This is a genomic window from Janthinobacterium violaceinigrum, assembly GCF_009208555.1.
Classification (GTDB): Bacteria; Pseudomonadota; Gammaproteobacteria; order Burkholderiales; family Burkholderiaceae_D; genus Janthinobacterium; species Janthinobacterium violaceinigrum.
Window position 1 is genome coordinate 14,316 of record NZ_WFLI01000057.1, and the last position, 14,938, is coordinate 29,253.

The window sequence follows — 14,938 nt, forward strand, 5'->3', positions numbered from 1 at the left end:
CCGCCTGGCCAGCCATCCCCAACCTTGATGGAGTAGTGCGACGATGAAAGCGATGATATTGGCGGCAGGCAAGGGCACGCGCGTGCAGCCCCTGACCTACGATTTGCCCAAGCCCATGATTCCCATCCTGGGCAAGCCTGTCATGGCTTACCTGGTGGAACACCTGGCCCAGCACGGCGTGACCGACATCATGGTCAACGTCAGCTACCTGCATGAAAAGATCGAGGAGTATTTCGGCGAAGGCCACCAGTTCGGCGTGCGCATCGGCTATTCCTTCGAAGGCTATACGAACGATGCGGGCGAGGTCGTGCCGCAACCGCTGGGCTCGGCTGGCGGCATGAAGAAGATCCAGGAATTCGGCGGCTTTTTTGACGACACGACCATCGTGCTGTGCGGCGACGCCTTGATCGACCTGGACCTGGAAGCGGCCCTGCGCGAGCACCGCCGCACCGGTGCGCTGGCGTCCGTCATCACCCTGGAAGTGCCGTGGGACAAGGTGTCGAGCTATGGCGTGGTGGTCAGCGACGACGATGGACGCATCCGCGCGTTCCAGGAAAAACCGGCGCAGGCCGACGCGCTGTCCAATTGCGTCAGCACGGGCATTTACATTTTCGAGCCGGCCGTGCTGGACCTGATTCCGCCCGGCCAGGCGTTCGACATCGGCTCGGAACTGTTTCCCTTGCTGGTTGCGCAGGGCTTGCCCTTCTATGCGCAAAAGCGCCAGTACAACTGGATCGATATCGGCAGCGTCAAGGATTACTGGGAAGTGCTGCAAAGCGTGCTGATGGGGGAAGTGGCCCATTTGCACGTGCCTGGCACCCAGATCGCCGAAGGCGTGTGGGCGGGCTTGAACACGAGCATCGACTGGAGCGGCGGCACGCGCATCGAAGGCCCCGTGTATATCGGCTCGGGCTGCCGCATTGAAGCGGGCGCGACCATCATCGGACCCGCCTGGATCGGCCACGGCAGCCACATTTGCGATGGCGCCGAAGTGGTGCGCAGCGTGCTGTTCGAATACACGCGCGTGCTGCCTGGCGTGGCGCTGGATGAAATGATCGTCTTTAAGGATTATAGTGTCGACCGTGCCGGCCAGATGCGCCATGTTTCCGAGTATGAAAAAGATGCCTGGGGCAATGCGCGCGACCGGCGCAGCTTGCGCCGCGCGGACACGCTGCCGGCCCTGTATGCTGCCCAATAAACTGTTTGTGAAGTGAAACCATGAAAATTTATCCAGTCATCCTGTCCGGCGGTTCGGGCACCCGTTTATGGCCGCTGTCGCGCGCCGTGCTGCCCAAGCAGCTGTTGCCGCTGGTAACGGACAAGACCATGTTGCAGGAAACGGCGCTGCGCGTGCAGAGCCTGCCCAACCGCCGTGCCGGCGATAGCGGACTGGCCGATTTCGACGTCATGCCGCCGCTGGTGGTGTGCGGCAATGAACACCGCTTCATGGTGGCCGAGCAATTGCGCGAGATCGGCTTGCCGCCGCTGGGCATCCTGCTTGAACCGGTGGGGCGCAACACGGCGCCGGCCGTGGCCGTGGCCGCGCAATACCTGCTGGCCATCGATCCCGATGCGCTGATGCTGGTCTTGCCGGCCGACCATGTCATCACCGATGTGGCTGCGTTTCACCAGTCCATCGCCCAGGCGGCCTTGCTGGCGGCCGATGGCGCGCTGGCCACCTTCGGCATCGTGCCGACGGCGCCGGAGACGGGCTATGGCTACATCCGCAGCGGCGCACCCGTGCACCCCGGCGGGGCAGGCTGCAAGGTCGAGCGTTTCGTGGAAAAGCCGGACCTGGCCACGGCGCAGTCGTTCCTGGCCGCCGGTAATTATTTCTGGAACAGCGGCATGTTCATGTTCCGCGCCGAACGCTATCTGGGCGAGCTGGGGCAGTTCCAGCCGGCCATGCTGGCCGCCAGCGAAGCGGCCGTGCGCGACGGCTACCGCGACCTCGATTTCTGCCGCCTGGAAGAGAAGGCCTTTGCCGCCTGCCCATCGGACTCGATCGACTATGCCGTCATGGAGCACACGGCGCATGCGGTGGTGCTGCCGGCCGCCATCGGCTGGAGCGATGTCGGTTCCTGGTCGGCCTTGTGGGAAGTGCAGCAGGGCGATGCCAGCGGCAACGTGGTGCGCGGCGACGTGTATCTCGATGGCGTGAGCAATTGCCTGGTGCGTGCCGAGCGCCGCATGGTGGCCGTGCTGGGCGTGCAGGACCTGGTGGTGGTGGAAACGGACGACGCCGTCCTGGTGGCGCACAAGGATCAGGTGCAGCGCGTGAAACAGGTGGTCGACCACTTGAAGCAGGCGGGCCGCAGCGAACACGTGCAGCACCGCAAGGTGTACCGCCCGTGGGGCAGCTATGAAGGCATCGATATCGGCGAGCGTTTCCAGGTCAAGCGCATCACCGTCAATCCGGGCGGCAAGCTGTCGCTGCAGATGCACCATCACCGCGCCGAACACTGGGTGGTGGTCAGCGGCACGGCGCAAGTCACGTGCGGCGACAAGGTGACCTTGCTGACGGAAAACGAATCCACGTACATTCCCATCGGCATGACGCACCGGCTGGAAAACCCGGGCAAGCTGCCCCTGCACCTGATCGAGGTGCAATCGGGCAGCTATCTGGGCGAGGACGATATCGTGCGCCTGGAGGATGTCTACCAGCGCGCCTGATGGCGCCATCACCGCAGGGCAGCCGCGGCCCCGGCCGCCTGCCTCCGATTCCCCTTACCGGTGTACCGACCCTTGCGTAACTTCCTTTGTCTTTCGCTGGCGCTGGCCGCCGGCGCCGCCCATGCCGACGCGCCTGCCGCAGCTGCGGTGCCGCCCGGCTTGCAGGCGGCGCAGCTGGCCATCGTCATCAATGATGCCGAGCCCAACAGTGTCGAGGTGGGCGAGTACTACCGCAAGGCGCACGGCATACCCGCCGCGAATGTGGCGCACGTCAACATCCCCAACCGGCCGCGCAAGCTCAGCGTCGACCAGTTCACGCAGTTGAAGGAGCGCATCAATGCGCAGCTGAAACCCGAGATCCAGGCCGTGCTGATGGTGTGGAGCGCGCCGTATGCCGTCGAATGCAATGCCATCACGGCCGCCTTCACCCTCGGTTATGACGGGGATCAATGCGCGAAGACTTGCGATCCCGGTAAACCGAGCAGATATTTCAACAGCGAGGCGGCGCAGCCCTACACGCAGCTGGGCTTGCGCCTGTCGATGCTGCTGCCCATCGATTTCGTGGAAGAGGCCAAGGCCGTGGTGGACCGCGGCGCCGTCAGCGGCTTTTCCGTGCCGGCCGCCAGCGCGTATTACCTGACGACCAGCGACACGGCGCGCAACAGCCGGGCTGCTTTCTTTCCGCCCGCGGGCGTGGTGCGCCAGCGCAAGCTGACCGTCAAGAACCTCAAGGCGGACAGCCTGGAAGGGGCGCAAGACATCATGGTGTACCAGACGGGACTGGCCAAGGTGGCCAAGCTGGAAACCCTGCATTTCCTGCCCGGCGCCCTGGCCGACCACCTGACCTCGTTTGGCGGCGACTTGCAGGGCAGCAGCCAGATGAGCAGCCAGCGCTGGCTGGAAGCGGGCGCGACGGCCAGCTATGGCACCGTCAGCGAACCGTGCAGCTACTGGCAGAAGTTTCCCAATCCGACCGTGCTGTTGCGCCGCTACCTGTCCGGCAGTACGGCGCTGGAAGCGTACTGGGGCAGCGTGCTGTGGCCCGCCCAGGGCCTGTTCATCGGCGACCCGCTGGCCGCCCCGTATGCGGGCTTCCGGCGGTGAAGCCTGATTCTTTCAGACAATAAAAAAGGCCCTTGCGGGCCTTTTTTCATGGTGCAGCGTGACTGCGGCTGTTACTTGCTTTTGCGGCGGCGCGCCAGGGCGACGAGGCCCAGTCCGGCCAGCAGCATGGCATAGGTTTCCGGTTCCGGCACGGCTGGAATGTCCGGCGTCACGGGAATGATGCTGCCGCCCGTGAAACCGCCACCGGAGCCGCCGCCGCCCACGCCGCCGCCGTTATTGCCCGTTGGCAAGCCATCGCCGAGGGGCCTGGAAACGACCAGGGGCGCATAGGTGTCGCTGCCGCGGGCCTGGTTGTACGAGCGGCCTGGGGCCGTATAGCCGGGGCCATCGTCGAAGGGACGGTTTTCCTCGGATGCCACGAAGTCGCGCGTGGCAAAACGGAAGTTGCGGTCGCTGTTGGCGAGCGCCTTGCGCGGTTCCTCGGCGCTGCTGTCGGCAGGCAACTGGCGCGTGGCCAGGCGGTGGTTATTGTCGCCCGACTGCGCGTTGCGGAATTCCTGGTCGGATACGCCGCCGTTGAATTCCGGCGTCTTGTTCGAGCCGTCGTTGGTGCGCGTGCCTGCGCCGATGAAGCCGTTGGCCAGGCTGCAGGCGCTGTAGGTGCCGTCCAGGTTCGCGTCTTTCGCATTGCCGTTCGCGGCATGCGTGCTGGCCTGGCAATTCTTTTCATTCTGCTGAGCAGGCGCGGCCGCTTGTGTCTGTGCCTGGGCGCTGGCGCCGAACAGCATCAATGCTGCGGCCAGAAGCAAGGGACGGGAAGAGGCTGGCGTGAAAATTGGTGTTGGCATGATCGATCTCTCAAAAAGCATGGAACGGTGCGTCGCTCGACGCGGCTATCCGCATGCGATTGTTGCTGGTCCCGTCCAGGCTACTGTTGCGAGCAAGGCGGGAGAGCATTTCAAGGTCAGGCATGGATGGGGCCTGCACTACGGGGTCTGGTGTTGCAGTTCAATCCCTTGTCAGGAACTAAACTTATTTGTTTGAATTATATCACATTGCGCGGCCACATGCGCGCCGGAATTGCTTTGTCGCGCTTGGCGTTGCTGAAAAGATACTGGCCGCATGCGGCAGCCCGCCTGGATTCCGTTCCGCCATTACTCCGTTCAGCTTAATGAAATGTCATCAACTCGTCATGCGCGCTGTTTAGTATGTAAATAATAAGTTCATCATCATTTTATCAAGACCAGCTTGCCAGCGCCCACCCGGGCCGGCCACCCGCCGGCCACCCTTAACTGACCAGGAAAACCATGCCTTCCCCTCTTGCCGCCCCGTCCGTCCCGCCTTCGCCCCTGCACAAGCCCCTGCGCCTGACGGTCATGGCCGCCGTGCTGGCCAGTCTTTCCCTGCCGGCCCTGGCCGCCTCCGATATCGTCATCAGCCAGGTGTACGGCGGTGGCGGCAACACGGGTGCCGTGTACCGCAACGATTTCATCGAACTGTTCAACCGCGGCGCCAGCCCCGTCAACCTGAGCAACTGGAGCGTGCAGTACGGCGCCGCCGCCAATACGAGCTGGTCCGTGACGGCCTTGCCGGCTATCGATTTGCAACCTGGCCAGTATTTGCTGGTCCAGCAAGCCAAGGGCACGGGCGGCACGCAGGACTTGCCCGCGCCGGACGCCACGGGCACCCTGGCCTTGTCGGGCACGACGGGCAAGGTGTTGTTGAGTAATAGCAAGACGGCCCAGGTGGGCGCCAGCCCCACGGGCGCGGCAGTCATCGACCTCGTCGGTTTCGGCACGGCCAACGGCTTCGAAGGGGCTGTGGCGCCCGCGCCATCGAATACCTTGTCCATCCTGCGCGCCAATGGCGGCTGCGGCGACACGGACGACAACAGCGTGGACTTCGCCACCGGCAGCGTAACGCCGCGCAATACGGCTTCGCCGCTGAATGTGTGCGGCGGCCCCGTCGTGCACAAGATCATCACCAGCTGCCCCGCCAGCCTGGCCCTGGCTGCGGGCAGCGGCGGCAGCGCCGTGCTGCGCGCGTCCGATGTGGATGGCATCGTGAACGCCGCTATCTTGAGCTCGCCGGCCGTGGCCGGCATCAGCCTGGCCGGTTTCAGCGCGGCCGGCGTGGCGGGCGAAAGCGCCACGGTCAGCCTGCTGGTGGCTGCCGGCGTGCCGGTGGGCAATTATCCCGTCATCGTCAGCTTCAGCAATGACCAGCAGCAGACGGCCACCTGCAAGGTCGATGTCGCCGTGCAAGGCCTGGCTGCCGTCAGCCACACGATTCCGCAAATCCAGGGCGCGGGCGCGGCCAGCCCCTACGCCAATTCCGTGCAGACGACGGAGGGCGTGGTGACCCTGAAAGTGGGCACGGGCTTCTTCATCCAGGACGCGGCCGGCGATGGCGACCCATCCACGTCGGACGGCATCTTTGTGTACACGGGCGCGACGGCCACCACCGTGCAGCCGGGCGAGCTGGTGCGTGTGACGGGCACGGTGTTCGAATACACGCCCACGGGCGCAAAGAATTCCTACACGGAATTGAAGGACGTGACGGCCATCCTCACGCAAAGCGCTGGCCACAGCATCGTGCCCACGAACGTGACCTTGCCGAACGACAAGCTGGCCGCCGTGGAGGGCATGCTCGTGCGTTTCACGCAGCCCCTGACCGTGTCGCAAAACGCCTACCTGGGCGCGCGCGGCGAATTGACCCTGTCGGCGGGACGGCGCGAAGTGCCGACCAACCGCTATCCGGCCGGCTCCGCCGAAGCGCAAGCCTTGATCGCCGCCAATGCGAACAACCTGATCGTGCTCGATGATGGGATTTTCGTCACGCCGCCCACCATTCCCTACATCGGCCAGGACAACACCGTGCGCAGCGGCGACACGGTGGCCGACCTGACGGGCGTGGTGGATTTCGGTGCCATCGGCGGTGGCGGCGCCGCGTATAAATTGCAGCCGACGCAGCCGCCGCAGTTTTCGCGCGACAACCCGCGCACGGGCAGCCCGGAACTGCCATCGGGCAACGTCAAGGTGGCCAGCGCGAATGTGCTCAATTTCTTTACGACCTTTACCAATGGCAACAATATCTTTGGTCAGACGGGGCAGGGCTGCACCGTGGGTACCTCTACCACCAAGAGCAATTGCCGCGGCGCCGACAACCTGGCCGAGTTCGAGCGCCAGCGCGACAAGATCGTGGCCGAACTGAAAGCCATCGATGCGGACGTGGTGGGCTTGATGGAAATCCAGAACAATGGCGAAATAGCCGTCACCTACCTGGTCGAGCAGTTGAACGCGGCCATCGGCGGCGTCACGTACGCCGTGGTGCCGAAGCCGGCCGCCACGGGCACGGACGCCATCCGCGTGGCCATGATCTACAAGCCGGCCAGGCTGGGCCTGGTGGGCGGCGCCTTGTCGGACGCCAATGCCATCAACAACCGTCCGCCGATGGCGCAAACCTTCCAGGCGGGCAATGGCGAAAAGTTTTCGCTGATCGTCAACCACCTGAAGTCGAAGGGCAGCTGCCCGTCCGGCACGGGCCCCGATGCGGACAACAACGATAGCCAGAGTTGCTGGAACGCCACCCGCGTGCAGCAGGCCCAGCGCCTGGTGGGCAGCTTCGTGCCGCAGGTGGCGGCCGCTGCCGGCGACGCCGACGTGCTGGTCATCGGCGACCTCAATTCGTATGGCGCGGAAGACCCGATCCAGGTCATCACGGGCGCCGGTTTCGTCAATGAACTCGAGCGTTTCGTGCGGCCGTCCGGCATGCCGTACTCGTATGTGTTCGGTGGCCAGAGCGGCTACCTCGACCATGCGCTGGCGAGCGCCTCGCTGAGCCCGCAAGTGGCGGGCGTGGCCGAATGGCATGTGAATGCGGACGAGCCGGAAGTGATCGACTACAACATCGACTCTGCCAAGCCGCAAGACCTGTACAACGCCTTGCCCTACCGCGCCTCGGACCACGATCCCGTCGTCATCAGCCTGGACTTGCAGCCCGCCTACCGCGACATCACGGCCAGCGTGGCGCAAGCCGGTTCGGGCCTCGCGTACAACCGCGCGACGCAAAAGTACACGGGGACGTTCACGTTTACCAACACGGGCACGAGTGCCCTGGCCGGTCCGTTCCAGGTGGTGTTCGGCGGCTTGCCGGCCGGCGTCAGCCTGGCCAACGCCACGGGCAGCCATGGGGGTGCCGCGTATGTCACGGTGAATGCGGCCAGCCTGGCGCCGGGCGCCACGGCTTCGTTTGCCGTCAGTTTCAGCAATCCGTCGAAAGTGACGATCAATTATTCCGCCAGCATTTACGCCGGCAATTTCTAAGGACTCCATCATGATGACAACGACACTCCCTCCGGCCCTGCGCCGCGCCCTGCTGGCCGCCGTGCTGGCCGCCAGCAGCAGCGTGGCGCTGGCGGATCCGCTAGCCTATCGCGTGGAAATCGACACGAGCGCGTTTGCGGGCGCCGGTTTCCTCGATTTCGCCTTTATCGCCGGCAACAGCCCCGCGCCCGGCGCCAGCGCCGTCCTCAGCAATTTCTCGGGCGCTTTCGGCGCACTGGAATCGCAGGAAGGCAATGTCAGCGGCAGCGTGCCCGGTACCTTGACATTCGGCAATAGCGGCGCCTATAACGACTGGTTTCACAACGTGACCCTGGGCGGCAAGTTCGGGTTCAATATCGTGTTTGGCGGCGATTTCCTGAACACGGCCGGCAATGCGGGCACGACCTTTGGCGTGGGCTTGCTCGACTACACGGGTATGTCTTACCTGGGCAATGCGAATGGCAACGTGCTGCAATTCGAGCTGACCCCGCTCAACGGCGGCTTGCCTGCCAGCATTACCGGCAGCAGCTATGCCAGCATCGCGACGATCTCGGCCGTGCCGGAAGCGTCGGAATGGATGATGCTCACGGGCGGCCTGGCACTGATCGCTTTTGCCCTGCGCCGCCGCCAACCCGTCACGCGCGCCTAGTCTTTCCAGCCTGGACACAGCGTGCCTGCGGGCCGCTGTGTTTTTTTTCGACTATTTATTCGAAATAGCTATAAATCAGGAAACTAAATTGTATTGGTCACCGTTTTACGCTTGATGCATAGTAAAAAACTTGTCGGGCAGTCTAGTATTTTCATGATTGCTGCCAACTTTTTTCGGGAGGATGCATCGATGCCTGGCCATATCCTGGTGCTGGACCCTGCGCCCGCCATGCAAGCGTTACTGGCGCATAACCTCGAGGGCGCGGGTTACCGGGTCAGCTGCGTCCCGGATGCGCGCGGAGCGCTGGCCCTGCTGGCGGCCGATCCGCCCGACGTGCTGCTGCTGGAATGGGTATTGCCCGATGCGTCCGGCATCGCGCTGCTGCGCCAGGTGCGCCAGGATGGCTTGCTGTGCGACTTGCCCATCATCATGGTCAGCGCGCGCGACAGCGAGCAGGACAAGGTGCTGGCGCTGGAAAGCGGCGCCGACGATTACCTGTGCAAGCCTTTCGGCCCCCGTGAAATGCTGGCCCGCGTGCGCGCGCTGCTGCGCCGGCGCGCACCGGCGGCCCTGCGCGCCGGCTCTGGCGCGGACGGCACCACCGCCTTGCGGCTCGACCCGCACACCCAGCGCGTGACGGCCGGCAGCGTATCCGTCAACCTGGGCCGCGTGGAATTCAGGCTGCTGCATTTTCTGATGGGCCACCCGGACCGGGTGCACAGCCGCGCGCAGTTGCTGGACCAGGTGTGGGGCCATGGGGCCTATCTGGACGAACGCACGGTCGACGCCCACGTGGGCCGCCTGCGGCAGGCTTTGCAGCCGGGCGGCTGCGGCCACCGCATCGAAACCGTGCGCGGCAGCGGCTACCGTTATCTGGCGCTGGACGCCGCCGTGTGCGCCTGATGCTGCTGACGGGGAGGGAGCAGGAATACCTGCTGCACGCCGTGCTGGGCGCGCATGGCATCGCCGCGCCCGGCGATTTCTTTTTGTGGAGCCAGGGGCCGCTGCAGGCGCTGCTGCCGCATGCCGTCCTCGTCTGCGCGCAGCTGGGCGCCGATGGCGGCGTGGTGCGCAGCGCGGCGTGGCATAGCGCCGTGCTGGACGAGGCCGAAGTGCAGGCGCTCGGCGACCCGCGCCAGGGGCAGGTGGCGTGCCTGGCGCGGGCCTGGCGCGCGGGCGGGCGGCGCGTTGCCATCATCGACGGGGTGCTCGTGCATGGCAGCGCGGGCGCTGGCGGAGGCAGTTTCTTTGCCCTGTTCTGCGCCCCCTGCGCATCCTGGCCGGACCCGGCGCGCCAGGCGTACGTGCTGGAACTGCTGCTGCCCTACCTGCACGTGCATTGGCTGGCGCTGCCGGACGGCACGCAGGCGGCTCCCGCCGGCGCGGCGCGCGCGGCCAGTGCGCGCGAGCTGGAAGTGCTGCACTGGGTCAGCATCGGCAAGAGCAATGAGGAAGTGGGGCAAATCCTCGGCATCAGCGGCGGGACCGTGAAAAGCCATTTGCAGCGCATCTATAAATTATTGGGCGTGAGCAACCGCACGCAAGCCGTTTCGCGCGGCATCGCTTTGCGCCTGCTGGCCGCCTGATGCCGCTCAGCGCTGCGGCTGGGGTGCGGCGGCCTTGTGCGTGCCGCCACCGTTGAACTGATCGTCGGTGCCGGGCGCGACCCGCGCGACGAGGGGGCTGGCGCGCAGGCGCTTGACTTCGGCCGGCGTCAGCAGGGCGGCAAAGCCGTTCAGCGCGGCCGTGTAATGGTATTGCACCGTGGCGTCGGGCACCAGCGCCAGCACGGCACGGCGTCCCGCTTCGCGCTGTGCGTCCCCTTGCGCCGCGTCAGGCGGCGCCAGTTGCGCGCGCAGTTCCACGACGTATGCCTGGCGCTGGGGCGCGGCCGACGCGCCGGCAGGCAGCACGCTGGCGGCGGCCAGGAGGGCAAGGCTCAAGCGGATGGCGGACATGCGTTCCTTTCGCGGGCGGCAGCGGCATGGCCGCCCATGCGCCGATTGTACGCCGGCCGCAGGGCCGGTGGCGCGCGGCTTGCGTGAGTGCGCACTCGATGGTTTCCCCCGGAATTTTGTTGTTTTCAGTACAAAGAAAAGATTGTATTTACCATAAGCGGCATGGTAGCCTGCTAGGCATCAGGCAGGCGCGCGCCGCCTGTGCGCGGCCACCAGCGGTGCACATGGCGGCAATGTATTGAAGGTAGGCAATAAGGAGTTAGCGGATGCATGCAGCACACAGGCAGAACCTTGCAGCAACGCGCCATGCGCGCGGCTTTACCTTGCTCGAACTGTTGGTCGTGATCGTGATCATCGGCTTGCTGGCGGCCTATGTGGGTCCCAAATATTTTGCCCAGCTGGGCAAATCCGAAGTGACGGTGGCCAAGGCCCAAATCGAGGCGTTTGAAAAATCGCTGGACACCTACCGCCTCGACGTGGGGCGCTATCCCACCACGGAAGAGGGCCTGGCCGCGCTGCTGGCCGCGCCGCCCACCGCCGGCACGCGCTGGAATGGCCCTTACCTGAAAAAAGCCGTGCCGCTCGACCCGTGGGGCCATGCCTATCAATACCGCGCGCCCGGCAGCAAGGGCGAATATGACATCGTTTCCATGGGCAAGGATGGCCAACCGGGCGGCAGCGGCGAGAATGCGGACATCAGTTCGCAATAAGGCCAGCACGCTCACTCTTTTGTCACGGACACGCCATCATGCAGTTTGAAGTACGCGCGCTTTCCACGGACCAGGCCGTTTCTACCTTGCACACTTGCGTGATCGACGGCCGCGACGAAGCCGATGCGCGCCGCCAGGCCGAAGCGCGGGGCCTGTTTGTCAGCGCCATCCGTCCGCTGCGGGCCACGCCGTTCAGCGCGGCCGGGCGCCAGCGCGCGCGGGCGCTGCCCTTGCTGCTGTTCAGCCAGGAATTGCTGGCCTTGCTCAACGCGGGCCTGGGCATCGTCGAGGCGCTGGAAGCCTTGCTGGAAAAGGAGGCCGCGCCGGCCACGCGCAGCGTGCTCACGCGCCTGCTGGAAGGCTTGCGCGAAGGCAAGCGCTTTTCTGCCGTGCTGGCGGAGCAGTCCGAACTGTTTCCGCCCCTGTACATCGGCATCGTCAAGGCGGCCGAGGGCACCAGCGACTTGCCGCGCGCACTGTCGCGCTACATCGACTACCAGCAACGCATCGATACGGTGCGCAGCAAAATCGTCAGCGCCGCCATCTATCCGACCATCCTGCTGGCCGTGGGCGGCGGCGTCAGCGCTTTCCTGATCAGCTATGTGGTGCCCCGTTTCGCCGAGGTCTACCAGGGCGCCGGGCGTAACCTGCCGTGGATGTCGCAAGTGATGCTCAGCTGGGGCCAGTTCGTCACGCAGCATGGCTTGCTGCTGTTGCTCGGACTGCTTATCACCGGCAGCGCCGTGTTCCTGGCCGTGCGGCGCGTGCTGCGCCATGGCGGCGTGGCGCGCCTGCTGGCGAAATTGCCCGGCATCGGGGAGCGCGTGCGCATCTATGAATTGTCGCGCCTGTACCTGACCCTGGGCATGCTGGCCGAGGGCGGCATCACCATCGTGCAGGCGATCGGCACTGTGCAGGCGATGGTCTCGCCCGGCATGCAAGCGTCCTTGCAGGGTGCGCGCGGCGCCATCGAGGCGGGCCAGCCCCTGTCGTCCGCGTTCGAGCAGCATCAGCTGACCACGCCCATCTCGCTGCGCATGTTGCGCGTGGGCGAGCGCACGGGCGACATGGGCCCCATGCTGACGCAGTCGGCCGCCTTTTACGACGGCGAAATCAGCCGCTGGATCGACCGTTTCACGCGCACCTTCGAGCCCCTGCTGATGGCCGCCATCGGCCTGGTCGTGGGCGCCATCGTGATCCTGCTGTACATGCCCATCTTCGACCTTGCCGGCGACATTTCATGATGCAGAGCGCAGCCGAATCCAGCGTGGCCGGCGTGGCCATCGATGCCGCGCTGCTGCAGCGCGCGCGCGCCCTGAGCCGGCAATCGAAGCGCAGCCTGGTCGAGGAATTGCAGCAGTTGAGCGGCATCGAGGCGCGCGCCGTGGTGCGCGAGCTGGCGCGCCCGTTCGGCCTGGACGTGCTGGAAACGGCCGACATGCTGGCCTTTTCTCCCGCGTTCGACGTGCTGCCCCTGTCGCAGGCGCTGGCGCGCCACAGCGTGCTGCTGCGCGCCGCCGACGGCCAGCTGGTGGGCGTGATCGCCGACCCCTTCGACCTGGACCTGCAAACCTGGCTGGGCGCGCGCGCGGGGCAGGGCGCTCTGAGCGTGCGCCTGGCGCTGCAGGCCGACATCGGCGCCTACCTGTCGAAGCAGGAAGAATCGGCGCGTGCCGTCGACAGCCTGCTGCCCGGCGCCGCCACCGACGCGCGGCGCGACGGCAAGACGGCCGCCGTGCTGTCGTTCGCCAGCGTGTCGGAAGCGGCCAGCCCCGCCGTCAAGCTGGTCAACTCGACCTTGTATGACGCGCTGAAGGCGGGCGCCTCGGACATCCACCTGGAAAGCACGGCCGGCGGCCTGGCCGTCAAGTACCGCGTCGACGGCGTGCTTGATCACGCCACGTCCGTCAATGGCATCGAAGTGGCGGAACACATCATCTCGCGCCTGAAAGTGCTGGCCGAACTCGATATCGCCGAACGCCGCGTGCCGCAGGACGGCAGCTTCCGCGTCGAGGCGGGCGGGCGCGAAATCGATCTGCGCGTCTCCATCATGCCCAGCATCCATGGCGAGGACGCCGTCATCCGCATCCTGGACAAGCGCGCCATGATCGAGGCGTATGGGGCCCTGACCCTCGAAGCGCTGGGCTTTGACGCGCCATCGCTGGAAGCCCTGCGCGCGCTGGCGCAGGAAGCCTACGGCATGCTGCTCGTCACCGGTCCCACGGGGTCGGGCAAGACGACGACCTTGTACGCGGCGCTGACGGAAATCCACAACGGGCGCGAAAAGATCATCACCATCGAGGACCCCGTCGAATACCAGCTGCCCGGCATCCTGCAGATACCCGTCAATGAAAAGAAGGGGCTGACGTTTGCCAAGGGCTTGCGCTCGATCCTGCGCCACGACCCCGACAAGATCATGGTGGGCGAAATCCGCGACCGCGAGACGGCGGAAATCGCCGTGCAATCGGCCCTCACGGGCCATCTGGTGCTCACCACCGTGCACGCGAATAATGTGTTCGACGTGTTCGGCCGCTTCACGCACATGGGCATCGATCCGTATGCGTTTGTCTCTGCCCTGAACGGCATCTGGGCGCAGCGGCTGATCCGCACCAACTGTCCCCATTGCGCCACCGGGTACGTGCCCGACGACCTGGAGCTGGCCAGCGTGGGCCTGGCGCGCGCCGACGTGGCGCAGTACCAGTTCAAGCAGGGCAAGGGCTGCGGCGACTGCCGCGGCACGGGCTACAAGGGGCGCCGCTCGATCGCCGAGATTCTCGTGCTGACCGATGAAATCCGCGAACTGATCGTCGACAAGAAGCCAATCCGCCAGATCAAGGCGGCCGCGTATGCGAACGGCACGCGCAGCCTGCGCCTGGCGGCGCTGGAACTGGTGAAACGGGGCGCCACCACCATCACGGAAATCAAGAGGGTCACCCTGCATGCGTAGAGGTTTTGCGAAGTTGAACCTGGGGCAGGGGCTGCGCCTGGGCGTGGCGGCGGGCCATGCGAGCCTGTGGCGCAGCAGCCGCTGGCGCGCGCCCGCATGGACCTTGCTGGGCGAAGCCGAATATGCGCCGGACGACTCGCTGAACGGCGATTTTTCCGCCCTGGGCCAGGCGCTCGCGCAGTTGCTGGACCGGCTGCTGCCGGCGGGCAAGTACGCGGGCTGGCCATTGTCCGTGGTGCTCGACGATGGCCTGGCGCGCCTGTGGCAGGTCGATGCGCCGCAAGGCGCCGCGCGCCTGGCCGACATCGAGGCGGCCGCAGCGCTGCGCTTCCAGTCGCTGTATGGCGATGCGCCCGGCCTGTGGCACAGCAGCAGCGCCTGGGATGCGCGCGCGCCGTTTTTTTGCGCCGTGCCCCGCGCGCTGCTGGCGCAGCTGACCCGCGTGGCCGCCGCGCGCAAGCTGGCCCTGATTTTCATCACGCCGCAATTCGCGCGCCACTGGAACCGCTGGCACGGCGCGCTGAAGCCGGGTGCCTGGTTCGGCCAGCTGCAGGAGAACGCCTTGACCCTGGGCGTGCTGCACGACGGCCGCCTGCGCGCCGTGCGCGCGC

13 protein-coding genes are annotated in these 14,938 nt (G+C 65.8%); 11 read left to right on the forward strand and 2 right to left on the reverse strand.

Translation table 11 applies throughout. From position 1 onward, the window contains the following. The first annotated feature begins 43 nt into the window (after positions 1-43). From GCN75_RS27280 to GCN75_RS27290, 3 genes are all read left to right on the forward strand, one after another. Complete coding sequence (locus GCN75_RS27280) at positions 44-1,198, forward strand: sugar phosphate nucleotidyltransferase (RefSeq protein ID WP_152285143.1); 1,155 nt, start codon at positions 44-46, stop codon at positions 1,196-1,198. A gap of 20 nt (positions 1,199-1,218) precedes the next feature. Beyond that, positions 1,219-2,673: a mannose-1-phosphate guanylyltransferase/mannose-6-phosphate isomerase gene (locus tag GCN75_RS27285; protein ID WP_152285144.1), complete on the forward strand. Its 1,455-nt coding sequence runs from the start codon at positions 1,219-1,221 to the stop codon at positions 2,671-2,673. 72 nt (positions 2,674-2,745) lie between these two features. Next, entirely contained in the window at positions 2,746-3,777 is a 1,032-nt protein-coding gene (locus tag GCN75_RS27290; RefSeq protein WP_152285145.1) for a TIGR03790 family protein, read from the forward strand. Positions 3,778-3,848: 71 nt separating this feature from the next. Here GCN75_RS27290 and GCN75_RS29750 read toward each other — a convergent pair whose 3' ends face one another. Further along, on the reverse strand, positions 3,849-4,586 hold the full coding sequence (locus tag GCN75_RS29750) for a PEP-CTERM sorting domain-containing protein (RefSeq protein ID WP_226941601.1): 738 nt from the start codon (positions 4,584-4,586) through the stop codon (positions 3,849-3,851). 459 nt (positions 4,587-5,045) lie between these two features. Between GCN75_RS29750 and GCN75_RS27300 the strand changes: the two genes are divergently transcribed. From GCN75_RS27300 to GCN75_RS27315, 4 genes are all read left to right on the forward strand, one after another. Then, positions 5,046-8,063, forward strand: a complete 3,018-nt coding sequence (locus tag GCN75_RS27300; RefSeq protein ID WP_152285146.1) for an ExeM/NucH family extracellular endonuclease — start codon at positions 5,046-5,048, stop codon at positions 8,061-8,063. Positions 8,064-8,073: 10 nt separating this feature from the next. After that, entirely contained in the window at positions 8,074-8,712 is a 639-nt protein-coding gene (locus GCN75_RS27305; protein WP_152285147.1) for an NF038129 family PEP-CTERM protein, read from the forward strand. 189 nt (positions 8,713-8,901) lie between these two features. Next, entirely contained in the window at positions 8,902-9,615 is a 714-nt protein-coding gene (locus GCN75_RS27310) for a winged helix-turn-helix domain-containing protein (protein ID WP_152285148.1), read from the forward strand. Beyond that, the gene (locus GCN75_RS27315) at positions 9,615-10,298 is read left to right on the forward strand and encodes a LuxR C-terminal-related transcriptional regulator (RefSeq protein ID WP_152285154.1); all 684 of its coding nucleotides are present in this window, start codon (positions 9,615-9,617) and stop codon (positions 10,296-10,298) included. The genes GCN75_RS27310 and GCN75_RS27315 overlap by 1 nt, the downstream gene beginning before the upstream one ends. Before the next feature lie 6 nt (positions 10,299-10,304). Here the strand turns inward: GCN75_RS27315 and GCN75_RS27320 are convergent, their stop codons facing one another. Then, positions 10,305-10,670: a protease inhibitor I9 family protein gene (locus tag GCN75_RS27320; protein ID WP_152285149.1), complete on the reverse strand. Its 366-nt coding sequence runs from the start codon at positions 10,668-10,670 to the stop codon at positions 10,305-10,307. 266 nt (positions 10,671-10,936) lie between these two features. On the opposite strand from GCN75_RS27320, the gene gspG reads away from it, so the two are divergent. The 4 genes from gspG to GCN75_RS27340 form a co-directional block, all read left to right on the forward strand. Continuing rightward, a complete protein-coding gene (gene gspG / locus GCN75_RS27325; protein WP_086138770.1) occupies positions 10,937-11,380 on the forward strand; it encodes a type II secretion system major pseudopilin GspG in 444 nt (147 codons plus the stop codon). 38 nt (positions 11,381-11,418) lie between these two features. Then, a complete protein-coding gene (locus tag GCN75_RS27330; protein ID WP_152285150.1) occupies positions 11,419-12,624 on the forward strand; it encodes a type II secretion system F family protein in 1,206 nt (401 codons plus the stop codon). Then, positions 12,621-14,327, forward strand: a complete 1,707-nt coding sequence (locus GCN75_RS27335) for a GspE/PulE family protein (protein ID WP_193317681.1) — start codon at positions 12,621-12,623, stop codon at positions 14,325-14,327. Before GCN75_RS27330 ends, GCN75_RS27335 begins: the two co-directional genes overlap by 4 nt. After that, the coding region (locus GCN75_RS27340; protein WP_152285151.1) for a hypothetical protein at positions 14,320-14,938 on the forward strand (619 nt) is incomplete at its 3' end. The genes GCN75_RS27335 and GCN75_RS27340, both read left to right, overlap by 8 nt.

Coding starts and splice junctions, on each gene's coding strand:
- GCN75_RS27280 (WP_152285143.1), top strand. CDS start 44: ATGAAAGCGATGATATTGGCGGCAGGCAAGGGCACGCGCGTGCAGCCC.
- GCN75_RS27285 (WP_152285144.1), top strand. CDS start 1,219: ATGAAAATTTATCCAGTCATCCTGTCCGGCGGTTCGGGCACCCGTTTA.
- GCN75_RS29750 (WP_226941601.1), bottom strand. CDS start 4,586: ATGCCAACACCAATTTTCACGCCAGCCTCTTCCCGTCCCTTGCTTCTG.
- GCN75_RS27300 (WP_152285146.1), top strand. CDS start 5,046: ATGCCTTCCCCTCTTGCCGCCCCGTCCGTCCCGCCTTCGCCCCTGCAC.
- GCN75_RS27305 (WP_152285147.1), top strand. CDS start 8,074: ATGATGACAACGACACTCCCTCCGGCCCTGCGCCGCGCCCTGCTGGCC.
- GCN75_RS27310 (WP_152285148.1), top strand. CDS start 8,902: ATGCCTGGCCATATCCTGGTGCTGGACCCTGCGCCCGCCATGCAAGCG.
- GCN75_RS27315 (WP_152285154.1), top strand. CDS start 9,615: ATGCTGCTGACGGGGAGGGAGCAGGAATACCTGCTGCACGCCGTGCTG.
- GCN75_RS27320 (WP_152285149.1), bottom strand. CDS start 10,670: ATGTCCGCCATCCGCTTGAGCCTTGCCCTCCTGGCCGCCGCCAGCGTG.
- gspG (WP_086138770.1), top strand. CDS start 10,937: ATGCATGCAGCACACAGGCAGAACCTTGCAGCAACGCGCCATGCGCGC.
- GCN75_RS27330 (WP_152285150.1), top strand. CDS start 11,419: ATGCAGTTTGAAGTACGCGCGCTTTCCACGGACCAGGCCGTTTCTACC.
- GCN75_RS27335 (WP_193317681.1), top strand. CDS start 12,621: ATGATGCAGAGCGCAGCCGAATCCAGCGTGGCCGGCGTGGCCATCGAT.